Source organism: Asticcacaulis solisilvae (genome assembly GCF_017875235.1).
Taxonomy (GTDB): Bacteria; Pseudomonadota; Alphaproteobacteria; order Caulobacterales; family Caulobacteraceae; genus Asticcacaulis; species Asticcacaulis solisilvae_A.
In genome coordinates this window covers 1-24,901 of the sequence record NZ_JAGGMI010000007.1, presented here as the reverse complement: position 1 = coordinate 24,901, position 24,901 = coordinate 1, and the positions used below count along the sequence as shown (strand labels likewise).

At 61.4% G+C, this 24,901-nt stretch carries 21 protein-coding genes; 10 read left to right on the top strand and 11 right to left on the bottom strand.

Features of this window, described 5'->3' with window-relative positions:
• The first annotated feature begins 3 nt into the window (after positions 1-3).
• The 4 genes from coaBC to J2X24_RS12845 all read left to right on the top strand — a co-directional run bounded on the left by coaBC (position 4) and on the right by J2X24_RS12845 (position 3,189).
• The gene (coaBC, locus tag J2X24_RS12860; protein WP_209722137.1) at positions 4-1,194 is read left to right on the top strand and encodes a bifunctional phosphopantothenoylcysteine decarboxylase/phosphopantothenate--cysteine ligase CoaBC; all 1,191 of its coding nucleotides are present in this window, start codon (positions 4-6) and stop codon (positions 1,192-1,194) included.
• Positions 1,195-1,446: 252 nt separating this feature from the next.
• A complete protein-coding gene (gene dut, locus J2X24_RS12855; protein ID WP_209722135.1) occupies positions 1,447-1,929 on the top strand; it encodes a dUTP diphosphatase in 483 nt (160 codons plus the stop codon).
• A 368-nt stretch (positions 1,930-2,297) separates the two neighbouring features.
• Complete coding sequence (locus J2X24_RS12850) at positions 2,298-2,666, top strand: hypothetical protein (RefSeq protein WP_209722133.1); 369 nt, start codon at positions 2,298-2,300, stop codon at positions 2,664-2,666.
• A 184-nt stretch (positions 2,667-2,850) separates the two neighbouring features.
• Complete coding sequence (locus J2X24_RS12845; protein ID WP_209722132.1) at positions 2,851-3,189, top strand: hypothetical protein; 339 nt, start codon at positions 2,851-2,853, stop codon at positions 3,187-3,189.
• A 52-nt stretch (positions 3,190-3,241) separates the two neighbouring features.
• Here the strand turns inward: J2X24_RS12845 and dapB are convergent, their stop codons facing one another.
• The 5 genes from dapB to J2X24_RS12820 form a co-directional block, all read right to left on the bottom strand.
• A complete protein-coding gene (gene dapB, locus J2X24_RS12840) occupies positions 3,242-3,997 on the bottom strand; it encodes a 4-hydroxy-tetrahydrodipicolinate reductase (protein WP_209722130.1) in 756 nt (251 codons plus the stop codon).
• A gap of 265 nt (positions 3,998-4,262) precedes the next feature.
• The gene (gene dnaJ / locus J2X24_RS12835; RefSeq protein ID WP_209722128.1) at positions 4,263-5,435 is read right to left on the bottom strand and encodes a molecular chaperone DnaJ; all 1,173 of its coding nucleotides are present in this window, start codon (positions 5,433-5,435) and stop codon (positions 4,263-4,265) included.
• Positions 5,436-5,631: 196 nt separating this feature from the next.
• Positions 5,632-7,533: a molecular chaperone DnaK gene (gene dnaK, locus J2X24_RS12830; RefSeq protein ID WP_209722126.1), complete on the bottom strand. Its 1,902-nt coding sequence runs from the start codon at positions 7,531-7,533 to the stop codon at positions 5,632-5,634.
• A 237-nt stretch (positions 7,534-7,770) separates the two neighbouring features.
• Positions 7,771-8,952 (bottom strand): alpha/beta fold hydrolase, encoded by a 1,182-nt coding sequence (locus tag J2X24_RS12825; protein WP_209722124.1) that lies wholly within the window; start codon positions 8,950-8,952, stop codon positions 7,771-7,773.
• Between the two features lie 69 nt (positions 8,953-9,021).
• A complete protein-coding gene (locus J2X24_RS12820) occupies positions 9,022-11,037 on the bottom strand; it encodes a M3 family metallopeptidase (protein ID WP_209722122.1) in 2,016 nt (671 codons plus the stop codon).
• Positions 11,038-11,170: 133 nt separating this feature from the next.
• Here J2X24_RS12820 and J2X24_RS12815 point away from each other — a divergent pair, with 133 nt between their 5' ends.
• On the top strand, positions 11,171-11,632 hold the full coding sequence (locus tag J2X24_RS12815; protein WP_209722120.1) for a BLUF domain-containing protein: 462 nt from the start codon (positions 11,171-11,173) through the stop codon (positions 11,630-11,632).
• Positions 11,633-11,738: 106 nt separating this feature from the next.
• The gene (locus J2X24_RS12810) at positions 11,739-12,011 is read left to right on the top strand and encodes an usg protein (protein ID WP_209722118.1); all 273 of its coding nucleotides are present in this window, start codon (positions 11,739-11,741) and stop codon (positions 12,009-12,011) included.
• Here the strand turns inward: J2X24_RS12810 and J2X24_RS12805 are convergent.
• The 4 genes from J2X24_RS12805 to J2X24_RS12790 form a co-directional block, all read right to left on the bottom strand.
• Positions 12,008-13,912 (bottom strand): PAS domain-containing hybrid sensor histidine kinase/response regulator, encoded by a 1,905-nt coding sequence (locus J2X24_RS12805; protein ID WP_209722117.1) that lies wholly within the window; start codon positions 13,910-13,912, stop codon positions 12,008-12,010. The genes J2X24_RS12810 and J2X24_RS12805 overlap by 4 nt on opposite strands.
• Positions 13,913-14,027: 115 nt before the next feature.
• Positions 14,028-14,540: a GNAT family N-acetyltransferase gene (locus J2X24_RS12800; RefSeq protein WP_209722115.1), complete on the bottom strand. Its 513-nt coding sequence runs from the start codon at positions 14,538-14,540 to the stop codon at positions 14,028-14,030.
• Between the two features lie 14 nt (positions 14,541-14,554).
• Positions 14,555-15,121: a helix-turn-helix domain-containing protein gene (locus tag J2X24_RS12795; RefSeq protein ID WP_209722113.1), complete on the bottom strand. Its 567-nt coding sequence runs from the start codon at positions 15,119-15,121 to the stop codon at positions 14,555-14,557.
• 95 nt (positions 15,122-15,216) lie between these two features.
• Positions 15,217-17,628, bottom strand: a complete 2,412-nt coding sequence (locus tag J2X24_RS12790) for a glucan 1,4-alpha-glucosidase (protein WP_209722111.1) — start codon at positions 17,626-17,628, stop codon at positions 15,217-15,219.
• A 343-nt stretch (positions 17,629-17,971) separates the two neighbouring features.
• Here J2X24_RS12790 and J2X24_RS12785 point away from each other — a divergent pair, with 343 nt between their 5' ends.
• The 4 genes from J2X24_RS12785 (at position 17,972) to grpE (ending at position 22,823) form a co-directional block, all read left to right on the top strand.
• Positions 17,972-20,080 (top strand): glycoside hydrolase family 97 protein, encoded by a 2,109-nt coding sequence (locus J2X24_RS12785; RefSeq protein ID WP_209722109.1) that lies wholly within the window; start codon positions 17,972-17,974, stop codon positions 20,078-20,080.
• Positions 20,080-20,976 carry an alpha/beta hydrolase gene (locus tag J2X24_RS12780; protein WP_209722094.1) on the top strand — a complete coding sequence of 299 codons (897 nt, stop codon included), beginning with the start codon at positions 20,080-20,082 and terminating at the stop codon, positions 20,974-20,976. Before J2X24_RS12785 ends, J2X24_RS12780 begins: the two co-directional genes overlap by 1 nt.
• Positions 20,977-21,092: 116 nt before the next feature.
• Entirely contained in the window at positions 21,093-22,169 is a 1,077-nt protein-coding gene (hrcA, locus tag J2X24_RS12775) for a heat-inducible transcriptional repressor HrcA (protein ID WP_209722709.1), read from the top strand.
• Between the two features lie 45 nt (positions 22,170-22,214).
• On the top strand, positions 22,215-22,823 hold the full coding sequence (gene grpE, locus J2X24_RS12770) for a nucleotide exchange factor GrpE (RefSeq protein WP_209722091.1): 609 nt from the start codon (positions 22,215-22,217) through the stop codon (positions 22,821-22,823).
• Positions 22,824-22,954: 131 nt separating this feature from the next.
• Here grpE and J2X24_RS12765 read toward each other — a convergent pair whose 3' ends face one another.
• A complete protein-coding gene (locus tag J2X24_RS12765; RefSeq protein WP_209722088.1) occupies positions 22,955-24,202 on the bottom strand; it encodes a serine hydrolase domain-containing protein in 1,248 nt (415 codons plus the stop codon).
• A 45-nt stretch (positions 24,203-24,247) separates the two neighbouring features.
• Positions 24,248-24,901: phosphohexomutase domain-containing protein (locus J2X24_RS12760; RefSeq protein WP_483415017.1), on the bottom strand; the 654-nt coding region annotated here is incomplete at its 5' end.

Here is a 24,901-nt window from a genome sequence, read left to right as displayed (position 1 = left end):
CTCATGACCGAGCCCAAGCGCATTCTCCTGATCATCGGCGGCGGCATCGCGGCCTATAAGTCGCTGGAGCTGATCCGCCTGATCAAGAAGGCCGGCCTGAATGTCCGCGTCGTCCTGACCAAGGCCGCCGAAGCCTTCGTGACGCCGCTGACGGCCGCGGCCCTGTCCGGCGACAAGGTCTATGGCGAACTGTTCGACCTGACCGATGAAACCGAGATGGGCCACATCATGCTGTCGCGCCAGGCCGATCTGGTCGTCGTCGCGCCGGCCACGGCCAACCTGATGGCCAAGGCGGCCTCGGGTCAGGCGGATGATCTGGCAACGACCCTCCTTCTGGCGACCGACAAGCCGGTACTGATGGCGCCGGCCATGAACGTGCGCATGTGGCACCACGCGGCGACCCAGCGTAATCTGGCGCAATTGATGGCCGATGGCGTGGCGTTTGTCGGCCCTGAAGAGGGCGACATGGCGTGCGGCGAATTCGGTCTTGGCCGGATGAGCGAGCCGGAAGCGATCTTCGCCGCCATCCTGGAGCGCCTGACCGCCGGCCAGCGCCTGAAAGGCAAGAAGTTTGTACTGACCGCCGGCCCGACGTTCGAACCCCTTGATCCGGTGCGCGGACTGACCAACCGCTCTTCCGGCAAGCAGGGCTATGCCATCGCCGAACGGCTGGCGCGCGAAGGCGCCGAGGTGACCCTGGTGTCGGGGCCGGTTGCGCTGCCGACGCCGCCGGGCGTCAAACGCGTCGACGTCGAGACCGCCCAGCAGATGTTCGACGCGGTCCATACCAACCTGCCGTGCGATGTGTTCATAGCTGTCGCGGCGGTCGCCGATTGGCGCCCGAAGGAAGCCGCAACCGAAAAGCAGAAGAAAACGGCCGATGCCGAACTGTCGGTCACCTTTGTCAAGAATCCCGACATTCTTGAAGCCGTGTCGAAGCACCTTGAAATGCGCCCGCGCCTGGTGGTCGGCTTCGCGGCCGAGACCAATACGCTCGAAGAGTATGCCAAGGCCAAGCTGGCTTCGAAGGGCTGCGACGCTATCCTGGCCAACAATGTCTCCGAAGGCGTCTTCGGCTCGGCGCGCAATGCAGTGTCACTGGTCGATCTCGACGGCTTTACGCCTGTGCCGGGGCAGACCAAGGCGGATGTGGCGAGCTTCCTGGCCGACTATATCCACAGGCGCCTCAGTTAGCTGTTAACTGTTCCAATGGGCGGTTTTGCGGCGCGCCGTTTCGTGAAATGATGCTGTTTAACTACACCCTCCCTGCTCTGCGGGGAGGGGGGACCGTTTGTTGAGCAAATGGTAGGCGGGGTGACCGCCGGGTGTTTCAAGCTCCAGCATTGGAGTTGTGGCTGATCGTGCTGGCCCCGCCCACCGCCTGACGGCGGTCCCCCCTCCCCATGAATGGGGAGGGCGAATCCTGAACAGCCCACGAGTTTCACCATGAACGCCCACGTCGTCCCGACCGCCGAACCCGAAGTCACCGCCCACGTCGTGCAGTTGCCGCACGCCGCAGGCCTGGCGCTGCCGGCCTATGAGACCGAGGGTTCCGCCGGGCTCGACCTGCGTGCGGCGATCTCCGAAGGCGAAAGCCTGACGCTGAAACCGCTGGCGCGCGCCCTGGTGCCGACCGGCCTGAAGATTGCCGTGCCGCAAGGCTATGAGGTGCAGGTCCGCCCGCGCTCCGGCCTGGCGTTGAAATTCGGCATCACCTGTCTGAATTCGCCCGGCACCATAGATTCCGACTATCGCGGCGAGGTCGGCGTCATCCTGATCAATCTGGGTTCGGAAGACTTCGTCATCAACCGCGGCGACCGGATCGCCCAGATCGTCGTCGCCCGTCACGCCCGCATTGCGTGGCAGGCTCAGGAGTCGCTCGACGAAACCCAACGCGGCGGTGGCGGCTTCGGCTCAACCGGCCGCTGAGCATTTCCCAACGAAAATTCACCTGGCTGTTTCTGCTGTTTTAAAAAACGAAAGCCCTGACCTTGGTCACGGAACTCCCCAATAAGATGAATTGCGCTCGCCCGACACACGCATCTGTGATCACATAACCACATTATTTCAATTTACGGCAACACCGAAGCGCCTCAGTCTTCACATCTGACGTATCCATATCGATTTCTTATCGTGAGATTCCCCTGATAGCTGAAACCCGCCTGAATATGAACGCCGGGTGAACGGCCGCCTAAAGGGGAATTCAGGTAGCCGGGATTTAAATGGACACGTCGGGTTTGTACCGCCGCCTGCACTCAAGAGACTTATAAGCAGCGGCGCTTTTGAAAGACTTTCAAATGGGCGAGTTTGTACAATTTTTCTGGGCCATCGTGGATTCCACCTCGGCCGCGCTGATCGGTCTTAACCTGGTGCCGGTTCTGGTGTTCAGCCTGTTCATAGGATTTGCCCTGCCGCGGGGACGAAGCTGGCTGAAGGCGCCCTTTGCCGTCATTCCCGCCATGCTGGTCGTCGCCGTCTGGCCCGCGATCTATGGCGCCGAGCCGATCTGGCCCGACCTCATGCAGATGGAAACCGAGATCCAGACCGTCGTGCTGCTCGCCGTTGCCTGGGCGATCATCTGGCTGTGCGAAAAGATCAAGGCCCTCTTCATGCCGGTGAACCTGAGCCGTCCGCTCATTCCCGTTATCATCGCTTCGAAATCCTGAGCGTTTTCAATTTGGATATCGCGCATGGCGCGTGGTCTGACCCGCCGCGCGCCATAACTGCGTTCGGAGAACATGGACAACCACATTGAATCATTATTTATGGTGAATAGGTATTAACCTGTGGGGCGAGCCAGACGGTTCGATCCGATCTCCGAACCTGACATGAACCTTGAGAGGGTAACTCATGAACGATATCTGGAATTTCATTCTGTCGCTCGGCGACGGACTTCAGGACTCCCTGGCCGCTGTGAACCTTATGCTGGTCCTGCTGATCGGCCTGGTCATCGGCATCTTCCAGCAGAAGAATGACAGTCTGGCGCTTAAGGCGCTTCTGACCGTGCTCGGTGCCTATGCGGTAAGCATCTTCCTGCCGCGTCTGACTGGCGATCCGCTCCACATTCCCGATTTCCGCCGTCTGGCGGCCATTGTCCAGGTGATTATGATGTACGTGTTTGCCTATGGCGTTGTTGGCGTCGTCGGCACGACCAAGACAGCGATGAAGTTCCAGGCCAAGAAAGCCTGAGGCTCTATCATTTCCATCTAAGAAGCCGCCTGCATCGCAGGCGGCTTTTTTGTTAAAACCCCAGGACGTCCTGCATGTCGTAGAGGCCCGCCGTCTGCTTGCGGCCCCAGATCGCCGCCTGGATGGCGCCCCGCGCGAACAGTGTGCGATCCCTGGCCGAATGCGACAGAGTCAGGATTTCGTCTTCCGACGCCAGTATAGCCGAGTGTTCACCAACAATGCCGCCGGCGCGGATGACCGAGAAACCGATTGTGCCGGCCTCGCGCGCGCCGGTGATACCGTCTCGGGCGACAACCTTGGCGTCCTCGAGCTTGACACCACGGCCATAGGCGGCCGCTTCGCCCAGCATGAGAGCGGTGCCCGAGGGGGCATCGACCTTGCGCTTATGGTGGCCTTCCAGGATTTCGATATCCCAGTCTTCGGCCGACAGGCGGGCGCTGGCCTGCTTGAGGAGCCCCATCAGGAGATTGATGCCCAGCGAGAAGTTGCCCGAGCGGATGATGATGACCTGGTCGGCATATTGCGGAATGCGCGCCAGTTGTTCCTGTGTGAAACCGGTCGAGCCGATAACGTGCACCAGCGGACGCGGGCGGCTCAGGCCTTCGTTGGCGCAGGCTTCCAGCAGGGCAAGCGACGCTTCCGGGGTCGAGAAGTCGATGACACAGTCGGCCTTGACTAGGTTGGGATGCTCGCCCTTGTCGAACTTCGCCGCGATGGAATGCTTGCCTTCTTCCAGCACACGCAGGATGGCCTGGCCCATGCGGCCCTTGTATCCATTGACGGCAAAACGAAGCGTCGGCGCGGTCATAATCGGTCCTTACAAAGTTTCGTAGTCCGATAGGGCGTGTGCGGCATCAGGTCAAATTGTTTGGTGTGGAGAGATATTGGCCCCCACCACCATTTGCTCCGCAAATGGTCCCCCTCCCCGCTCACACCATTGCGTTGAAACAGTTGCGACGCTCGCAGGGAGGAGTAAGGGGGAGCAGCTGGGCGTGACAACACCCGCCGGAGGCACCAGCGGGTGTTGCAAACTGCGTAGCGAGTCCGGGTGCAGGGTCCGCGACCCTGCTGCTTTAATTCGCAGCAGCGCCGGTGATGTCATCCCAGAAGCGCTTGGCCTTGTGCACGAAGCCCTGGCTCTGTGCGTAGGACTTTTCTTCGCAGATGGCCGCGAATTCCTTCATCAGTTCCTTCTGGCGGGGCGTCAGGTGCTTGGGCGTCTCGACGAACAGCTCGACGATCAGGTCGCCCTTCTGACGGGAGTTCAGACCCGGCATGCCACGGCCCTTGAGCTTGACCTTGTGGCCGGTCTGCGCACCTTCGGGAATAGTGACATTCAGCTTGCATTGGCCGTCGCAATTGTCGCCGCCCATCAGGCACGGTACTTCCATTTCGCCGCCCAGGACGGCCGTCGACATCGGCACAGGGATCGAGCAATGCAGGTCCAGGCCGTCGCGTTCAAAGATGTCGTGTTCGGCGACGCTCAGGAATATATAGAGATCGCCCTTGGGCCCGCCCTTGGCGCCGGCCTGGCCTTCGCCCTTGAGCAGAATGCGCGCACCGTCATCGACGCCGGCCGGGATGCGGACATTGAGCGTCTTGTTGTGGCGGACCTGGCCGTGGCCCTTACAGGCGTCGCAGACGTCCTTGATGATCTGGCCCTGGCCGTTACAGGTCGGGCAGGTGCGCTCGACGGCGAAGAAGCCGTTGGAGGTGCGGACGCGGCCGTGGCCGGCGCAGGTGCCGCACGTCTGAGGCCGCGTGCCCGGCTTGGCGCCCGAACCGTTACAGGCTTCGCAGGTCAGGGTGGTGGGGACGGTGATTTCGACGTCGGCGCCTTTATAGGCCTGTTCCAGCGTGATTTCGTAGTCGAAACGGACATCTGAGCCGCGCTGCGGGCCAGATGGCCGGCGCTGCTGGCCGAAGATGTCGCCGAACATCTCGGAGAAGATGTCTTCGACGTTGGAGAAGCCCTGCGCGCCACCGCCAAAGCCGTTGAAACCGCCGCCGGCGGACTGGCCGTTCATGCCGGCATGACCGAAGCGGTCATAGGCCGCGCGCTTTTGCGGATCCGAAAGGACGCTATAGGCTTCGTTGACTTCCTTGAAACGCGCCTCGGCCTGGTCGTCGCCGTGGTTGCGGTCCGGATGGTGCTGCATCGCCTTCTTGCGGAAGGCCGACTTCAGAGTGGCGTCATCGACGCTGCGCTCCACTTCCAGCACTTCATAATAACAACGCTTGCTCATGATACTCGCCCCGATGACATTCCCACTGCGGCCGCAAAGGGTTTCGCGCGCCCTGGTGTCGTGGTCGTTTTCAATGTCGGATATAGGTTTTGATGCAGCAGCGGCAAGGAGTCAAACCTTGCCGCCGCATTGGCATCATTTGCGAACGCCCGATACATCTCCGAAGAGGAATTCCCGGCGTTCATGACGAGGCCTCTTAGGCGCTCTTCTTGGAGTCGTCGACTTCCTCGAACTCGGCGTCGACGACATTGTCGTCGTCCTTCGAGTCCTCGGCGCCGCCGTCGGCGTCACCGCCGCCCTGGCCGTACATGGCTTCACCCAGCTTCATCGAGGCCTGGATCAGGGTCTGCGACTTGGCGCGGATGTCTTCGGCGTCCTCACCGTCCTTGGCCGTCTTCAGGTCGGCAAGAGCGGTTTCGATCGCGGTTTTGTCGGCCGGCGAGACCTTGTCACCGAATTCCTTCAGCGACTTTTCGGTCGAGTGGATCATGGCGTCGGCCTGGTTGCGGGCTTCGATCAGCGCCTTGCGCTTTTCGTCCTCGCCCTTGTTGGCTTCGGCGTCCTTGACCATCTGTTCGATGTCGGCGTCCGACAGACCGCCATTGGCCTGGATGCGGATCGAGTGCTCCTTGTTGGTCGCCTTGTCCTTGGCGTGGACGTTGACGATGCCGTTGGCGTCGATGTCGAAGGTGACTTCGATCTGCGGCACGCCGCGCGGCGCCGGCGGGATGCCGACCAGGTCGAACTGACCCAGCAGCTTGTTATCGCCGGCCATCGGGCGTTCGCCCTGGAAGCAGCGGATCGTCACGGCCGACTGGTTGTCGTCGGCGGTCGAGAAGACCTGCGACTTCTTGGTCGGGATCGTCGTGTTGCGTTCGATCAGCGGGGTGAAGACGCCACCCAGGGTCTCGATGCCGAGCGTCAGCGGGGTGACGTCGAGCAGGAGGACGTCCTTGACGTCGCCTTGCAGAACGCCGGCCTGGACGGCGGCGCCGAGCGCGACGACTTCGTCCGGGTTGACGCCCTTGTGCGGTTCGCGGCCGAAGAAGGTCTTAACGGCGTCGACGACCTTGGGCATGCGCGTCATGCCGCCGACAAGGACGACTTCATCGATGTCCGAAGCCTTGAGGCCGGCGTCCTTGAGCGCCTGCTGGCACGGGCCGATCGTCTTGGCGATCAGGTCTTCGACCAGGCTTTCCAGCTTGGCGCGGGTCAGCTTGAGGTTCAGGTGCAGCGGGCCCGACGCGTTCATCGAGATAAACGGCAGGTTCAGGTCGTACTGGGCCGTCGTCGACAGTTCCTTCTTGGCCTTTTCCGCTTCTTCCTTGAGGCGTTGCAGGGCCAGCTTGTCGGAACGCAGGTCGACGCCGTTCTCCTTCTTGAACTCGTCGGCCAGGTAGTCGACGATGCGCATGTCGAAGTCTTCACCACCCAGGAAGGTGTCGCCGTTGGTCGATTTCACTTCGAAGACGCCGTCGCCGATTTCGAGGATCGAGACGTCAAAGGTACCGCCACCGAGGTCGTAGACGGCGATCTTCTTGCCGTCATTCTTGTCGAGGCCATAGGCGAGCGCGGCCGCGGTCGGCTCGTTGATGATACGCAGGACTTCGAGGCCGGCGATCTTGCCGGCGTCCTTGGTCGCCTGACGCTGGGCGTCGTTGAAGTAGGCCGGGACCGTGATGACGGCTTGCGTGACGGTTTCACCCAGATAGGCTTCGGCGTCTTCCTTCAGCTTTTGCAGGATGAAGGCCGAGATCTGCTGCGGTGAATAGTCCTTGCCGTGAGCCTTGACCCAGGCGTCGCCGTTCGGGCCCTTGGAGATTTCGTAAGGGACCATGCCCTTGTCCTTCTGGACCATCGGATCGCTGTAGGTGCGGCCGATCAGGCGCTTGATGGCGAAGAAGGTGTTGGCGGGGTTCGTGACGGCCTGGCGCTTGGCCGGCTGGCCGATCAGGCGTTCCGAATCGCTGGCGATGGCGACAACCGAAGGCGTGGTGCGAACGCCTTCGGCGTTTTCGATGACCTTCGGGTTCTTGCCGTCCATGACGGCGACACAGGAATTGGTCGTACCAAGGTCGATGCCGATGATTTTAGCCATGGGTCTTAAATCTACTCCGTTTAAGGCGAATGGACGTCGATGTGTCTCGTTACTGAGACTCGTTGGGCAGCCTTATTAAGAAAGCACCGCCCTTGTCCATCCCCGTTGAGATGAAAAGTTTCAATTTTCCAGATGCGCCGCATGCGCGGCGTCTTCCGGATCACAGCGGATATGGGTAAGCCGTCGCACCTCGCAAGAGGCAATGTCCCTAAAAAATTTAGGGGCTGGACGGGTTTTTCAGACCGTTACGGGATGGCGCTGCGGCAGCTCGGTCGTCGCTTTAGGCGTGGAAGGCGATTTGAGCACCACGGCGGCAAAGGCGGCGATGGCGCGGTTATAGGCTTCGGAACGCTCGACAAAGCCCATGTGATTGACTTCCTCGACGATTTCGAGGCCGGCATTCGGCGTGGTCGCGGCAATGGTCCGGCTGGCTTCAGGCTTGGTGACGATATCGCCCTTGCCGCCCAGGACCAGCACCGGCGCATCAACGCCTTTCAGCGCACCGGTGGCGTCCCAATGGATCATCGACAGGTTGCCGAGCGCCTGGGCGCGCTGCGAATTGCGCGTCGCCAGAAGCGTAACATAATTAAGCTGGCTATGCGTCACGTGCGGCCCGAAGCCCAGGCGATTGCCGATATGCGCCATGCCATTGAGATAGCTCTGCCAGGCGCCGACAAAGGCCAGCGGCTCAAGCCACGCCGTCAGCCGCAATTGCAGGATGATCAAAGGACGCAGGGCCTGCACCAGGCCGCTCAGGATCATGGTCTTCAGTGGATTGGTATGCGTCGTATTGATCAGCACGGTGCCGGCGATGCGGTCGTTAAAAAAGGCCGGATTGTCGCGCGCCAACGTCTGGATCGTCATGCCGCCGATGCTGTGGCCGGCAACGACGACCTTGCGCGCCCCGGTATAGTCGATGACCCGCCTGAGGTCTTCCGCGAATGCCGACAGGTGCACGCCATCCGGGCCGGCGCGCGAACGCCCCATGCCGGGCAGGTCCCAGACAACGACGCGGAAGGTTTGCGACAGTTCGCGCTTGGCATAGGCCCAGATCGTGCTGTCAAGGCCCCAGCCATGGGTCAGGACAAGACAGGGCGCGTCCTTCGGGCCGATTTGTTCGACATAGAGTTTTGCGCCGCGCGCGCCGTCGATCACCTCGCCGTCGCCGCGACGCGCCTCAAGCGGCTTGCGGTCGGGCTTGGCCAGGAACGGCCGGACGATGAAGCCGCCCAGGAACGACCAGGCCAGAAGACCCAGACCCGTCCACAGCCGCCAGTCTTCGCGGGCGGTGGCCAGCAGGCCATCCGGCCTCAAGACCTCTTCGCCTTGGTACCATGTCCACAGCAAATAGGCTGATGCCCCCAGAATGACCCAGGACAGCATAGACAGCCAGAAACGGACGATCATCAGAAGGGGCATGGCGGGCATCCTTTGCGCGATGCCGCCATGTGCCCAGATTTGTCGTAAGTTTTCAGTGAGAAGGATGCTTTATTTCTTCTGCAATTCCGTTTTGAATGCCTCGAGGCTGAGCGGCCGGCCAAGGAAGTTCTGGATCAGGACATTGGCGTCCTGAGACCCGCCGGGTTCCAGCACCAGCTTGCGATAACGGCCGGCGACCTCTGGATTGCGGATACCCGCCTTTTCGAACGCGGTGAAGAGATCAAGCGCGATCGCCTTGGACCAGACATAGGTGTAGTAGATCGACGAATAGCCATCGAGGTGACCGAAGCTGGCATAGTCGTGCGCGCCTTCCAGCGGCGGAAACTGCGAATAGCGCGCCGTCTGCTGGTCGTACATGCCGTCGAGATCGAAGTCGGGCTTGCGGTTATAATAGTTGAGCGACACGGCGGCGAGGCCCAGCTGGCGCTTCCACATGCCAGGTTCACCGAAGCGGCGGCCGGCATTCATCTTTGCGACCAGATCCTGCGGGATCGGCTTTCCTTCGGGGTTGGAGGCAAAGGTCTTCAGCGTGTCGTAGTCCCAGGTCCATTCCTCCAGCAGCTGCGACGGCGCCTCGATGAAGTCCCATTGCAGGTTGCCCATCGACTGGACGCCATACTGGGTGTGGCCGGAATAGAGGGCGTGGATCAGATGGCCGAATTCGTGCAGGAAGGTCACGACATCGTCGTGGTCCATCGGGCCGGTGCCCGGGAAGTTGCAGATCAGGGCGCCGACGGGAATCTGGCGGCCTTCGATGCCCGTGCGGATCGGGAACTGGGCGGCATGGTTATACTTGCCCTCGCGCGGATGCATGTCGAGATAGAAGCGGCCGACCAGCTTGCCGCTCTTTTTGTCGTAGAGTTCCCAGGCCGAAACGTTTTTGTCCCAGGTCTGCGTGTTCCACGGCTTGAACTCGGCGCCGAACAGGTCGCCGATCAGGCCGAAAATGCCGGCGCGCGCCTTGTCATAGGTGAAGTACTGTCGAACCTCGGCGGCGTCGACCGCATATTTCTGCTTGCGCAGCAGGTTCGACAGATAGGCATTGTCATAGGACTGCAGCGTCGTGATGGTCGGGTCGACCGTCTTTGCAAAGGCCAGCAGCTCGGCATAGTCGGCCTCGGCGCCGGGCTTGGCGGCGACATTGACGTCGTCCAGGAACTGGGCGGCACGCTGAGGATTGCCGATCATCTTGTCGGCGGTGACCAGGGTCGCGTAGTCCGGATAACCAAGGGTCTGGGCCAGCTCATAGCGCTTTTCCAAGAGCGACTTCAGCACGGTCTCATTGGCCGGCCAGGCGCGGTTGCGAAAGCCGGTCAGGACGGTTTTGCGCGTCTCGCGCTTGCTGGCGAAGTCGAGCACAGGGAAAACGTCCGGATAGTCGTAGGTCAGGTGGACGAAGCCGTCGGCGGCGGGCTTATGCGCGTCAAGATAGTCTTGCGGCAGGCCAGCCAGGTCCTCCGGTTTCAGCTTGATGTCGCCCTTGTCGTCGCGGATATTGGCGGCGAACTTCAGGCCGATCTGGGTGATCTCGGTCTGCAGCGCCGCGACCCTGGCGCGCGTCGCATCGTCCTTGTCGACGCCCGACAGCTTGTAGTTGGTCAGCATCTTTCTGAGCGTGAAGGCCGTCTTTTCGTCCAGCCCCTTGGCCGGGATGGCGGCCAGGCGGTCATAGATCGGCCGCGACAGCGAAATGGCGGTCGACAGGTCCGACAGTTTGGGAATGCAGGCCTCGGCGGCGTCGCGCGCTTCCTTCGAGGTCGAGGTCTGCGAGATCAGATACATCTCGTTGAAGCCGTCCCCCAAGCCCAGCAGCAGGGTATCGAAGGCGGCAAAATCGTCTTTCAGGGTCGCTGTTCCTTTACGCGCCTCAAGCTCGGTCTTGGCGCGGTTGGACAGGGTGTAGATGCCGTCACAGCGCGCCGCGATCGCGGTCGCCGAGGCCTCTGTGACAGGCAATGCTTTCAGAAGCGCATCGACTTCGGCGTCGGTCTTGGTGGCGGCGAAAGCGGGGCTGGTGAACAGGACACCGGCAAGGAGCGTCGTGGCAATATGAAGACGTGACATAATGGTTTTCCTCGAAATCGTTTCAAAAGGAATAGAATGAGAAATTCACGCTGGCAATGCCCGTTTGTTTACCTAAGTTGAGCAATTTGTCCGGTAGAATTTGCCCGTTCTGTCGCGCATGGGAAGGCGTTTCATGGTTTATCAGCTTATCTACCGCAGCCGGTACACCGGCGCCCAAGGCAGCCTTTCGACCGTGCGCGAGATACTGACGGCGTCGCAGCGCAACAACTCGCGGCACGGCATTACCGGCTTCCTGATCTTCGACAAAACAAGCTTTCTGCAAGTCCTGGAAGGGGACGCGCCGGTCGTGCTTGAAACCTACGAACGCATCAAGGCGGACGAACGCCATGCGGACCTCAGCGTCATCGCGGCATCCGAGGTCGACGCACGCGCCTTTCCCGACTGGGCGATGGGCGGCTTCCTGCGTTCGCCGGAAGTGCAGCCTATATATATGCGTCACGGGTTAGATAAAGGCATGGACCCAAAGGATCTGAAAGCGGAAACGGTTATCGGTCTGGCGCACGACCTGATGGCGTTCGAGGCGCAACGCCACGGCGGGCGCGTCATCGATCTACTGTCACCGGACCACCGCTAGCAGCACTCATCGCAATGCGCTGCTAACATATTGTATTTAAATACAAATTCTCTTGAAATTTGGCGAAATCGCGATAGGCTTTTTGACTGTAAGGAGTCAAGTCAAAATGCGTGTTTCGCCCGAATTCCAGCTACAGATGATGGGGTATGGCCTGACCACCGCCCATATCCTCTACCACATGCCCGACTTCCGGTCCGTGCTCCAGACCTATGTCTGGCAGGACTACGACATCGCTCCGGACTTTCCGGCGCTGAAGAAGTTCCTCGACTTCTGGGAAGCCAATCTCGACGGGCCCCTGCATTCGGTGCGCTATGCCCACCAGAAACTGATCAGGCCCGGTGAATGGCGGGCTGTCGATGGCGAGTTCACGCTGCACTAGTGAAGCTGGTTGATCAGCCGGGACAGCACGCTTTCCAACTGCTTGGGATCGAAGGGCTTGGGGATGAAGTCGTCCATGCCGGCTTCCAGGCACTTGTGCTTGTCGCGGTCAAAGACGTGGGCGGTCATGGCGACGATCGGCGTGCGATGGGCGCCGCGTTCGCTCTCCATCTGGCGGATACGGCGCGTGCTTTCGAACCCGTCCATGCCCGGCATCTGCACGTCCATCAGGATCAGGTCATAGGCGCCGCGTTCGACCCGGCGCACACCTTCCATGCCGTTGGTCGCGACGTCATAACTGTAACCCAGTTCGTCCAGGACGCTCGATACCACCAGGACATTGGGCTCGAAATCCTCGACCACCAATACGTTGCGGCGCGCCTCGGCCGTTTCCGTATCGGCGTTCATTCGCTCGTCGCGCGCGCTGTGGGCCAGGCAGATATTGACGGTAAAGGTCGAGCCGAGGCCCGGCGTGCTCTGGACCGATATGGCTCCGCCCATGGCTTCGGCCAATGCCTTGCAGATCGACAATCCAAGTCCCGATCCGCCATGCGAGCGCGCAACCGACGCATCGGCCTGCATGAACTTGTCGAAGATGACATCAACCTTGTCGGCCGGGATGCCGACGCCGGTATCCGCCACCGACAGGCTAAGGCAGGACTGGTCGCTGTCTTCCGACCTCAGCGCGACCATGACGTCGATGCGGCCTTTGTCGGTGAACTTGACGGCATTGGCCAAAAGATTGGTGACGATCTGCTGCAGCCGCAGGGGATCGCCGACATAGTATTCCCGCAACGGTCCGTCATAGGTCAGTCCGAGCTCAAGCCCTTTCGACTTCACCTCCGCGTCCATCATCATCACGCACTTTTCGATCGTTTCCGGCAGGTCGAACTCTATGGCTTCGAGCTGAAGCGAGCCGGTCTCGGCCTTTGAGTAATCGAGCAGGTTGTTGATCAGCGCCAGCAAGGTGTCGCCGCTTTGCCGGATCATGCCGACGCACTGCTGTTCGCGGGGGTTCAGCCGCTCGGACTTGGACAGGATGTGGGCCAGGCCGATGACGGCGTTCAGTGGCGTGCGCAGTTCGTGGCTCATATTGGCCATGAACTCGTCGCGGCGGCGATTGCTCTCCTCAAGCAGGGCTTCGATGCGCTTGCGCTCGCCGATGTCGCGCGCCACCTTCGACGCGCCGATGATCCGGCCTCGCGAATCGAGGATCGGCGATACGGTCACCGACAGGTCGACGAGGCTGCCATCCTTGGCGCGCCGTACCGTTTCGAAATGGTCGACCCTTTGGCCCGCCTTGACCTTAGCGAGAATGCCATACTCCTCCTCGATCTTGTTCGGAGGAATGATCAAGGTAATGTGTTTGCCGATTGCCTCTTCCGGCGTATAGCCGAACACACGCTGGGCCGCAGCATTCCAAGACGTGATGATGCCGTCGAGGTTCTTAGACACGATGACGTCGTCCGACGACTCGACGATGGCCGCCAGATAGGCGCTGGTCCGTTCGGCGGATCTGGCTACCCGGATATCGCGTGCGACATTCGACGCGCCGATGACATTACCGTCGTCGTCGTGGATCGGTGAAATCGTCAGCGAGACATCCACCAGGGTACCGTCCCGGGCGCAGCGCAGCGTTTCAAAGTGTTCGACACGCTGGCCTGCGCGCACCTTGCCGATAATGATGTATTCTTCGTCCAGCCGGCTCTTGGGAATGATGAGCGAAATGTGCTGGCCGATCGCTTCTTCGGCCGAATACCCGAATATGCGTTGCGCGGCCGCGTTCCAGGAGGTGATAATGCCGTCGAGCGTCTTGGAGATAATGGCGTCGTCAGAAGAGTCGACGATGGCCGCCAGGTAACGCTTGGTCGTTTGCGCATCGTCCTGAGTTACAAAATTCATATTGGACGTCCGGTCCCCATCGTGCGGGTAGTATTAACCTGCCTATGCCCGCGAAAGGCAGAATTGACATGGAACGGAATAAAAAACCAATAAGACTCTGATCAGGCGGAAGAACTTATACGCCAAGCTTCTTCCAGTAGATCATCGTGCCGGTAAATCCACCGTGCGGCTTCAGCGCATAGTCGGGGATAATACCGGCCGGCACAAAACCCAGGCTTTCGTACAGGCCCATGGCGCCGCCGTCGGTAGCGGTATCCAGCACCAGCAGCGTGCGGTCATTTGCCACTGCGCGCGCCTGGGCCTCAATGAGCAACGCGCGCGCATACCCCCGGCCACGATGGCTGGGACGGACCATCAGTTTGGCGATCTCGGCGCGGTGCGGCTGGTTAGGTGGGCAGTCGAGCAGAACCGTCACCGTTCCCGCCAGAACCTCGTTCTCGAAAAGCCCCAGGACAATGCGTTCGCCGCGCTCGGCCGCCGCCAGCGACTGGTTCCAGAAGCGCGCCGCGGCATCGATCGCCAGCGGATGCATGAAGCTGACCGAGCCGCCGCCGGCCACGACTTCGACAAGGATCTCGCTCAATGCTTCCCGGATCGGCAGTGAGATATCCAATGCGCGAATGTCCATGCGCAACCCTCCCTTCAACTGCGCGCCAGAACGACGGCATAGGTGCAGGCCGTACCGCTCTCATTGGCAAAGGTCGTATCCGCCGGCGAACCGAATCCAAGACAATCGCCGGCCTTCAGTTCAAAGCGCTCGCCGCCTTCGGTAATGATCATTTCGCCATCCAGCACCCATACGGCCTGGCGGATACGGGCATAGGAGGAGGCCGGCAGGGTCACGCTCTTGCCCGCCGGCATTTCGACGCGCACGACCTCGACAGGATGGTCCGGGCGGACGAATATCTGGCGGCGGACATAACCGGTTTCGGGGTCGGTCCACAAAGGCTGATCGCCTGCGCGCGACACGCGACCGCCATTGCCTTCGGCGCGCAGCAGCAGTCCGGCAAGTGTCAGGTCGAAGGCCGCCGACAGCTTGACCAGCAGAACGGCGGTCGGGCTCATCTCGCCGCGCTCGATCTTGCTGATGCTGGCCTTGGCAACGCCCGACCGCGTTGCCAGATAGGCCAGCGACCAGCCGCGCGCTTCGCGCTCCAGCCGGATACGGCGGGCAATGCGCTCACCTGTTTCGTCTACAGAATCGTCCATTCGTCTCTTATAGTAGACGATTGGAGTTTGTGCAAAGAAAAAGCCCTCGCCGCGGGAGACACGGCGAGGGCTAAGTTGGGCCAAAGGGTTGAGACCTATTCCTTGACCTGAAAGTGACGCGCAGTGGTCGGGTTGCGGTCCCAGACCGCCTTGTCCCGCAGGCTGCGCAAAAGCTTGACGTATTCAGCGTGGCTCCAGGCCAGCGGCGTGGCACTTTCGGTGCCTTCGCCGACAACGTAGTCGTGCGGGCCCGGCTGACCCACGCCATCGAACACCTGTTCCGGCAGCATCAGCCCCTCATTGGCGAAGGCCTCCATGCCGCGCACATAGGTGGCGCGGATCGCCTGGATGTCGGCGTCGGTGGCGCCGCCGGGCTTAAGCCCATCGACCGCCAGCTCGTAATGACCGCGTTCGCCGGTAAAGATCGGCCACACCCGGCCGCGCTGGTCCGGGGTCATGTCGCCATAGTCACCGCCCGAGGTCTTGTCGCCATAGCCGTCATTGCCGTAGCGGCGGAAACCTGGAACGGTCAGGTCACCGAACTTGAAATCGTAGCGGACGCGTAAGGCATCCGGCAGGGTCTGGTCGTCGACCACGGCCAGCGAGCCGATGATGTTCTTGTCGTCGGCCGGACGCACGCCGTAGCGCACCAGCTCCAGGAAACCGGCGTCAACCATGAGATCGGCGCGCAGGCCCTTCAGGCCATTACGCTCATCGAGCACGCCCGGATTGTTGGCGTCTTCAGAACGCGAAATGCGCAGGTAATAGGTGTCGACCTTGTCTTCGCCGCGCACCTTGCCTGTCGTGGTCAGCAGGCGTTGATCGAGCTTTTGCGAATATTCATCGGCCTTGGCCGTATAGAGCTTGGCGCTGTCGGCATCGCCGGCTTGGGTTGCTATATCGGCAGCGGCGACCAGACCGGCGATGATCGCCGCGGTCGTCGAGGGCGAGTGGCCCTCCTGCTCTTCCCAGCGTTCCTGCTGGGCGTAGGGCGGCGTGATCGTCGCCGTGTTCCAGTCGAGCCCGACCTTGCCGCCGTTGCTCAGAAAATCGGCCGCCGGCTTCAACATGGTCTTGTAGGAGGACAGCAATTCGTCCTTTTTAATGAGGCCCATGGCTTCCAGACGCGCACCGAGCAGGATCGGCATGGCCGTCTGGTCAAGCTGGACGCCGACCCATTCCAGCGTGCCGTCAACGTGGGTTTTTTGCAGGAACCAGCCGGTGGCGCCGGTATTGCCCTTCATCTTGTCGGTGACCTGCACGGTCGGCAGGTAGCGATAGGCGGCAACCGGCGTCTGCTTGTCACCAAGCGCAGCCAGCGCCATGGCGACCTGATAGAAGTCGCGCGGCCACACGGCCTTATAGCCGGTGTGCGACACGTCGGTCTTCAGCGCGTCGCCCCATGGATTGGACAGCGAGGCGATCAGCGCGCCGGCATAGGTGCGGTCTTCCTGGACCTTGAGCGCTATGGCGCTGGAATAGAGCAGCTTGCCATTGTCGCCGGTCAGCGGAACCAGGCTCTTCAGGTCGGCCAACGAGGCCAGATAGCCATCCCAGTCGGCATTGAACCTGGCCAGGACCTTGGCGTAGCCGGTTTTCAGCGTGGCGGAGGCTTCCGCACTGGCGGCCTCAGCCGAACCGCCGAAGCCGAGCGCGAAGTCCTGCGTCGCCGACTTGGCGACCGGCGCCAGTTGCGCCACCATCAGGATATTGCCCTTGCCGTCCTTAAGCGTGCTGTTCAGCGTGCCCAGGGCCTGGCCCTTGGTCAGTTCGGCAATATTGTCCGAGACGCCTGTGTAACCGACCGTCGCTTGTCTGAATGGCGAATTGCTGCGCAGCACGATCGCGGCCTTACCCTGCCATGCGGTCAGGGAGGTGGAGCTGGCGCGTCCTTCGTCGTCGCCCGACGTATTGGCGACCGAGGGGTCGAGGATGAGATAAGGCGTGACCGGGCCTTTCAGCGCCTTGATCGTGACGCGCAAAACCAGCGACTGGTGATCCGGGTCGGTCAGCACGTCCTTGATGATGACAAAGCGGCCCTGCTTGTCGGTCGTTGTGACGCGATAGGCGGGCGACAAAGGCCGGCCGGCGGCGTCGGTGTGGATATAGACGATGTGCGACGTCGTGTCGGCGCCTTCGAAGGCGGTCCAGCCTTTACCCGTGACGGCGAACTTCAGTTCACGGATCTGCGCCTGGTCGATGCGGCCGAACATGGTCTCGGTGACAATGCCCTGAGCCAGCGAGAACCATACCTTGGACACCTTACCAGTCGCGGCCGTATCCGAATATTTGAAGTCCTTATAGGCTTCGTAGGACGACCCGATGCCCTGCTTCATGGCGTTCGACCATGGCGACGCTACGGCGGGTCCATTGGTCGCTGGTCCGGTCGAGACGATGGTCGGATTGTGGTCGCCAAAGAACTCTTCCGCCGCAAAGGCAGGCGTAAATAATGCAATGGCCAGGGCCGCACACGACACACCGATAACGCCAAATTTTGTGCGCAGCATAGACACCTTGTTCCTCACACCAATTCCCTGAGCCCGGCCGCTTGCTGGCGTAGCCATGGGCTTAACATTTCGTTGACAGCATCTATGCCGCAAGCCGGGCAATGAGTCTCACGGTATACGTATTCTTGAATTGGTTTTTTTGCAGACGATGCAAAAAACGACCCGCAAAGCCTTGTGTTTACAGGATCAGGCTTTGCAAAAAGTGGCGCTGCCGCGGCGTGAATACGTATTCACCCTGTTTTCAGCGTCGAAGTGCGGGGTTACAGTCGTGACGGGCTGAGTGGCACGGGAACCAGATTCACGCCTGACATCAAGTGTGTGCACAAACACCAGAGGAAACACCATGCAGGCCCTTATTCGTCCCTCGGCGATTGCCCTTTCGATTGGCTTAAGCCTTGGCTGCGGCGGCGCATTGGCGCAGGATGCGGCGCCAGCAGCCGACGTGTCGCAAAGCTCACAGGCGGCGCCGAAATACCAATCCATCGCCGGTGCGGATTCGCCCGACAAGGTGCTGCACGTCGATGTTCTGCTGAGTGGCGACGGCAACCTGTCCTATCAGGTGACGCGCAACGGCCATACGGTTATCGAGCCGTCGCGCCTGGGCCTGATCCTGGCCAATGCGCCCAAGCTCGATCGCTATTTCAGCTACGACACCAGCGCGACCACGTCACATGATGACACTTGGGAACTGCCGTGGGGCGAGCGCCGCGTCGTCAAGAACCACTACACCGAGCTGCGCGTCGATGTCGTGCAAAAGAAATGGCAGGACCGCAGGATGACGGTCGTCTTCCGCATCTATGACGATGGCATCGGATTCCGCTACGAATTCCCAGACCAGCCGCAGCTGAAAAAGCTCGAAATCATGGACGAGCTAACCGAATTCGCGGTCGCCGACACGGCTACGGCCTGGTGGAACGTCGCCGGCGAATGGAACCGCGAGGAATATGTCTATCAGAAGACGCCGCTGAAAGAGGTCGCAGAGGCCCAGTCGCCGATGACACTGAAGACCGACAAGGGCCTTTATATCTCGTTCCATGAAGCCGCCCTGGTCGACTACGCCGCCTACTGGTTGCGCCGCGTCGATGGCCAGCGCCTGAAAACGCGTCTGGCGCCATCGGCGCTCGGCGCGCCGGTCGTGCGCGAAGCGCCCTTCCCGACGCCGTGGCGCACCATCCAGATCACGGATTCGGCAGCCAAGCTGTACAATTCGTCGGATCTGATCCTGAACCTCAATGAGCCCAACAAGCTGGGCGATGTGTCGTGGGTCAAGCCGTACAAATATGTCGGCATCTGGTGGCAGATGCACCTGAACACCGGCACGTGGGAATACGGCCCGCGTCATGCCGCCAATAACGAAAACACCAAGAAGCATATGGATTTCGCCGCCAAGAACGGCTTCCGCGGCGTACTGGTCGAAGGCTGGAACAAGGGCTGGGAAGACTGGTTCGCGCGCGGCGACGACTTCTCGTTCACCCAGTCCTATCCCGACTTTGACCTGCCGGCCCTGTCGGCCTACGGCCTGAAAAAAGGCGTTCACCTGGTCGGCCACCACGAAACGTCGGGCAATGTCGCCGTCTATGAGCCGCAGATGGAAGACGGCTTCAAACTGTACGCCAAGTACGGCGTCGACTCGGTCAAGACCGGCTATGTCGCCGATGCCGGCGGCGCCAAGGTCAAGGCGCCCGACGGCAGCATCCGCTTTGCCTGGAACGACAGCCAGGAAATGGTCCGCCACTACGTGCTAAACGTCCGGACCGCGGCCAAGTACAAGATCGCCATCAACACGCACGAGCCGATCAAGGACACCGGCCTGCGCCGCACCTATCCCAACTGGGTGTCGCGCGAAGGCCAGCGCGGCATGGAATACAATGCCTGGGGTGATCCGCAGAACCCGCCCGAGCACGAAGCCAACCTGATCTTCACCCGCATGCTGACAGGCCCGATGGACTTCACGCCGGGCATCCTGTCGCTGCAGGGCCAAGGCAAGCCGTTGATCTCGACCCAGGCCAAGCAATTGGCGCTCTATGTCGTCCTCTATTCGCCGATCCAGATGGCCGCCGACCTGCCGGAAAACTACGCCAAGTACCCGAAGCCCTTCCAGTTCATCAAGGACGTGCCGGTTGATTGGGAACAGTCGATCATGCTCAATGGTGAAGTCGGCGACTTCGCGACGATCGCCCGCAAGGATCGCGCGTCCGACAACTGGTATGTCGGCGCCGTGACGGACGAACAGGCGCGCGATGTCGAAGTCCCTTTGAGCTTCCTCGACGCCAACCGCAGCTATACGGCGCAGATCTATCGCGACGGCCCCAACGCCGGCATGACCGGCGACGCACGCTTCGACATCGTCATTGAAAGCAAACCGGTCACCGCCGGTGAGACGCTGAAAATCCGTCTGGCGCCGGGCGGCGGCATGGCCATCCGCCTTGTTGCCGGCAAGGCCAAAAAGTGATGAAGCGCATCCTGATCGCGGCTCTGTTGCTGGCCTTTCCGGCGGCAGCGGAGCCGCGGCTTGATCGTCACCCGGCCTTTGCGTCGAAACACGTCGAACCGCGCGATGTTACAGTCTTCGTGCCCGACGAATGCCAGGGCACGACGCGCTGCGCCGTCCTCTACATGCTGGACGGCCAGAACCTGTACACGCCGTCGCAGTACAGCGGCGCTGACTGGGGCGTGAGGGATACCGTCCCAAAGCTGATCAAGGACGGCCGTATTCCGCCGACCATCGTCGTCGGCATCGACAATGTGAAGGAGCGCACGCGCGAATACATGCCGGAGCGTGTCTATCGCCTGCTGCCCAAGGACTATCAGGCGCGCGTCCGCGCCTTCGAGGACGGCAAGGCACCCAATTCCGACAATTTCCTGAAATTCGTCGTCACCGAGCTGAAGCCCTTTGTCGATGCCAAGTACCAGACCCTGACCGGTCCGGCCCACACCGCCATCATGGGGTCGAGCATGGGCGGCCACGTTGCGCTTTACGCCCACGGCGAATATCCATCCGTGTTCGGATCATCCGCATCCTTGTCCATGCCGTGGCTGATGGCGTCGTGGGCGACGGACGAGGCACACATCAAGGCCGATGCCGCCGTCTTGCGGACCGCCTGGAGCATGTGGCTAAAGACCTCAAAACTAAAGCCAGTAAAGAACCGCATCTATACCGATCAGGGAACGCTGGAACTCGACGCCCGGTTTACACCCTACGAAGCGGCTATCACGCCGATCTTCCCGGCGGCGGGCTGGGTTGGGGGCCGCGACTTCAAGGCCGAGATTTTCGAAAACACCAAACACTCCGAAACCGACTGGCGCCAGCGGTTGGATATACCGCTGACCTTCATGCTGAAGCGTTAAGGCGTCACTTCGCCCTCCCTGCTCTGCGGGGAGGGCGAAGAGCAACTTGTGGCATACTCCCCCTTGGCTGTCGCCGCCGATTTGCTACAATTGGCGCAATGACACGGTCTCCCCACATGTCGAGCCTGATGAATTCGGCCGCGCCGCTAAGCGAGCTCGACGCCCGGGCGCGCGACATCTTCCGCCACGTGGTCGAAACCTACTTAGAGACCGGCGAACCCGTCGGTTCGCGCACCCTGTCCAAAGGCGGTGTCCACCTGTCGCCGGCGTCTATCCGAAATACCATGCAGGACCTTTCGGCGCTTGGTCTCCTGTCCGCGCCGCACACCTCGGCGGGCCGCCTGCCGACCCATCAGGGGCTGCGCCTGTTCGTCGACGGCCTGCTGGAGATCGGCGACCTTAGCGAAGAGGCCAAGCGCGATATCGAAACCCGGCTAACGGCGCGCGGCAATACGTTTGATGCCGCGCTCCATCAAGCCGGCAACCTGCTGTCGGGCCTGGCGGGTGGCGCAGGGCTCGTCATGACCCCGGTTTTTGAAGCCGGCGTCAAGCACGTCGAATTCATCTCGTTAAGTACCGATCAGGCCCTGGCCGTGCTGGTATATGACGACGGAAGGGTGGAAAACCGCCTGATGCCGCTGCAGGGCGGCATGACGCCGTCGGTGCTGCAGCAGGCATCGAACTATCTCAATACTCGCCTGAAGGGCCGGACTTTAGCCGAAGCGCGCATGGCGCTAAAGACCGAGCTTGAACAGGAACGCCAGATGCTGGATGAGGCGGCGGCGACGCTGATCGAGGCCGGGCTGGCCGTCTGGTCGGGCGGTGACAAGGAAAAGCGCTCTCTGATCGTGCGTGGCCGCGCCAACCTGCTGGATGGCGCCGAAACTCAGGAGGACCTTGAGCGCGTTCGTTCGCTGTTCGACGATCTGGAGCAGAAGGAAGAGCTGATCGACCTGCTTGACGACGTCCGCGAAGCCCAAGGTGTGAGAATTTTCATCGGCGCCGAGTCGAAACTGTTTTCTTTATCGGGCTCGGCTGTTATTGCAGCGCCCTACATGATGAGCGACGGTCGTGGCAGCGGACCCAAGGTGGTCGGCGCTATCGGCATCATCGGCCCGGCCCGGTTGAATTATGCGCGCATCATCCCACTTGTGGACTACACCGCCAAGATTCTGGGCCGCCTGCTCGACTGAGGGCGGCCCCAAGACTTGAGAGATAAGTTTGAGGACCTATTCGATATGAGTGAACAGACGGAAACTCCTGAAACCGGCGACCTGGAACAGGACGGCACGGAGCTTCTCAACAAGGCGCTCGAAGAGCTGCAGGCGGAGAACGCCGCGCTGAAGGAACAGGCCCTGCGCTATGCCGCCGAGGCCGAGAACACCAAGCGCCGCGCCGAGCGCGAAGCCAATGACGCGCGTGCCTTCGGCATCCAGCGCTTCGCCACCAGCCTGCTCAACGTCGCCGACGTGCTGCAGCGCGCCCTGGCATCGGCGCCGAACGAGATCACCGACCCGGCCTTCAAGAACTTCGTCGCCGGTATCGACATGACCGAGAAGGAACTGGCCGGCGCGTTCGAAAAGAACGGCGTCAAGAAGATCGCGCCGATGAAGGGCGACAAGTTCGACCCGAACCTGCATCAGGCCGTCATGGAACAGCCGTCCGAAGATGTCCCTGGCGGCAGCGTGATCATGGTCATGCAGGCCGGCTACGAGCTGTTCGGCCGCGTCATCCGCCCGGCCATGGTCGCAGTCGCGGCAAAGTCAGCGGGCGGCACACCGGCTAAGAATGGCTATGACGGCGATGCCGGTGAAGCCGCGGGCGAGACGGTGAACACGCAGGCTTAACTTTCGAGGTTTGGGGCCTGTGGCCCCAAGACTTCCCTGATATCAACAGAAAAAGCCCAGCCTTTAGGCCGGGCTTTTTCTGTTGATAGTAGAAAGGTTTTGTGGGGTCGCGGACCCCACGCCCCGATTATTTAAGCCAGCATGCCCTGCTTGAACGCTTCGGCCCGAAGCCGCTTGTGCATGCCGGTAAAGGCCGCGGCGCCGGTACAGTCGCAATTATACAGGATGGCCACGCTCAGCTTCTCGCCCGTCAGGCTGCGCAGGTGGCCGGTGAAGCCGTTGACGCGGCCGCCGTGGGCGGCGAACGGTGAATTCTCGTAACGTCCCAGCCCCAGGCCAAAGCCGTATTCGAGGGGTTCGGGCCCGCCGCGCTCCAGCGCCGGCTTGCCGTTCTTCAGGACCGCAGGCGTCAGCATGGCCTGCACGCTCTCGGGTTTCAGCACCTTGCCGCTCAAAAGTGCATCGTGCCACAGCACCAGGTCCTCGGTTGTCGAGCGAATGGCGCCCGCGCCGCCGATGAAGCTTGGCGCAAGAGCCTGCGCCCGGTCGAAACCATGGGGCGCGCGGAAATTGTTGCGATAACCATGGCAGCCTTCGGACGCCTGGCAAGTCGCGTCGATCGCCGTCTGGGTCATGCCGGCACGATCGAACAGATGCTTTTTCGAGAAGCTGCCCAGCGACTGGCCCGACAGACGTTCGACCACGATCCCCAGCAACGAGAAGCCGCTGTTGGAATAGGCCCAGCGTGCACCCGGCTGCGCCTTGTACAACGGGCGGCTGGTGGTTTCGATGATGCGCAGCAGTTCGTCGGACGAGAAGTCGCGCATGCGCGCCTCCATCAACTGATCCTCGGACTTGCCGTTGATATAGTCGCCGAGACCCGCCGTATGGCTCATCATCTGGCGGAGCGTAATGTCGGCCGCGCGCGGAAACGCCGGCAGGAAGCGCGACAACGGATCATCGACCGACAACGCGCCGGCTTCGGCCAGCACCATAATGGCGGCGGCGGTGAACTGCTTGGAAATCGAGGCGATGCGGAAGCCGCTGCGCCCATTTGCCAAGGTGCCCGAGTCAAAGTCGGTAACGCCGAAACCCTTGGAATAGAGCAGATCGCCGGCGCGCATCACCGAGACGCTGACGGCGGGCGACACCTTCTGATCGACGATGTTCTGCGCCAGGGCATCGACCGACGGCCACTCATGGCGCGGCGTCATCACCTTGGGCTTGGATTGCGGTCCGAAGCTGGCGTATTTCCGGCCGTTACTGCCGGTGCTGGTAACCAGGTGATGGGTGGCGGCGCTGCCCGTCAGGCCGGCCAGAAGCACACCCACGGCGGCACGCCGTGACAGGGATACTGGCTTTTGGGGCTCGAAACTCATACCCGTGGTCCGTCTTACGCTTGCCTGGCCGTAAAGGCCGGGACTTTAGGCTTTCATGGCCTCGGCAATCTGGTTCACGACCGCCTTGACCTGTTTCTCGTCATCGCCTTCGGCCATGACCCGGATGAGAGGCTCGGTACCCGAAGGCCGGACCAGCACGCGGCCGGACCCTTTGAGCATCTCTTCGCCCTCCCGTATCGCCTGTTTCACGGCGTCGCTGTCCAAAGGACTTGCACCGGTGAAACGGACGTTTTTCAGTATCTGCGGAACCGTCTCGAACTGACGGCCCAGCTGGCTCATAGTCTTACCGGATTCGACCAGAACCGCCAAGACCTGTAACGCGGCCATGAGGCCGTCACCGGTCGTCGCGTGGTCGGTCAATATGACGTGTCCGGACTGTTCGCCACCCAGGTTGAAGCCGCCTTCGCGCATGCGTTCCATGACGTAGCGGTCGCCGACCTTGGTGCGTTCCAATTTCAATTTAAGATTGTTAAGAAAACGTTCAAGGCCGAGATTTGACATGACGGTCGCCACGACCCCGCCGCCCTTGAGCAGACCCTTCTTGGCCCAGTTGCCGGCAATGATCGCCATGATCTGGTCGCCATCGACGATCTGGCCGTGCTCGTCGCAGATCACGACACGATCGGCGTCGCCGTCCAGCGCGATGCCGATATCGGCGCGCAGCTCCTTGACCTTTTC

Coding starts and splice junctions, on each gene's coding strand:
- J2X24_RS12850 (WP_209722133.1), top strand. CDS start 2,298: ATGGGCGAGTTTGTACAATTTTTCTGGGCCATCGTGGATTCCACCTCG.
- dut (WP_209722135.1), top strand. CDS start 1,447: ATGAACGCCCACGTCGTCCCGACCGCCGAACCCGAAGTCACCGCCCAC.
- dnaJ (WP_209722128.1), bottom strand. CDS start 5,435: ATGAGCAAGCGTTGTTATTATGAAGTGCTGGAAGTGGAGCGCAGCGTC.
- dapB (WP_209722130.1), bottom strand. CDS start 3,997: ATGACCGCGCCGACGCTTCGTTTTGCCGTCAATGGATACAAGGGCCGC.
- J2X24_RS12765 (WP_209722088.1), bottom strand. CDS start 24,202: ATGAGTTTCGAGCCCCAAAAGCCAGTATCCCTGTCACGGCGTGCCGCC.
- J2X24_RS12800 (WP_209722115.1), bottom strand. CDS start 14,540: ATGGACATTCGCGCATTGGATATCTCACTGCCGATCCGGGAAGCATTG.
- J2X24_RS12785 (WP_209722109.1), top strand. CDS start 17,972: ATGCAGGCCCTTATTCGTCCCTCGGCGATTGCCCTTTCGATTGGCTTA.
- grpE (WP_209722091.1), top strand. CDS start 22,215: ATGAGTGAACAGACGGAAACTCCTGAAACCGGCGACCTGGAACAGGAC.
- hrcA (WP_209722709.1), top strand. CDS start 21,093: ATGTCGAGCCTGATGAATTCGGCCGCGCCGCTAAGCGAGCTCGACGCC.
- J2X24_RS12795 (WP_209722113.1), bottom strand. CDS start 15,121: ATGGACGATTCTGTAGACGAAACAGGTGAGCGCATTGCCCGCCGTATC.
- J2X24_RS12825 (WP_209722124.1), bottom strand. CDS start 8,952: ATGCCCCTTCTGATGATCGTCCGTTTCTGGCTGTCTATGCTGTCCTGG.
- J2X24_RS12815 (WP_209722120.1), top strand. CDS start 11,171: ATGGTTTATCAGCTTATCTACCGCAGCCGGTACACCGGCGCCCAAGGC.
- dnaK (WP_209722126.1), bottom strand. CDS start 7,533: ATGGCTAAAATCATCGGCATCGACCTTGGTACGACCAATTCCTGTGTC.
- J2X24_RS12845 (WP_209722132.1), top strand. CDS start 2,851: ATGAACGATATCTGGAATTTCATTCTGTCGCTCGGCGACGGACTTCAG.
- J2X24_RS12790 (WP_209722111.1), bottom strand. CDS start 17,628: ATGCTGCGCACAAAATTTGGCGTTATCGGTGTGTCGTGTGCGGCCCTG.
- J2X24_RS12820 (WP_209722122.1), bottom strand. CDS start 11,037: ATGTCACGTCTTCATATTGCCACGACGCTCCTTGCCGGTGTCCTGTTC.
- J2X24_RS12810 (WP_209722118.1), top strand. CDS start 11,739: ATGCGTGTTTCGCCCGAATTCCAGCTACAGATGATGGGGTATGGCCTG.
- J2X24_RS12780 (WP_209722094.1), top strand. CDS start 20,080: ATGAAGCGCATCCTGATCGCGGCTCTGTTGCTGGCCTTTCCGGCGGCA.
- coaBC (WP_209722137.1), top strand. CDS start 4: ATGACCGAGCCCAAGCGCATTCTCCTGATCATCGGCGGCGGCATCGCG.
- J2X24_RS12805 (WP_209722117.1), bottom strand. CDS start 13,912: ATGAATTTTGTAACTCAGGACGATGCGCAAACGACCAAGCGTTACCTG.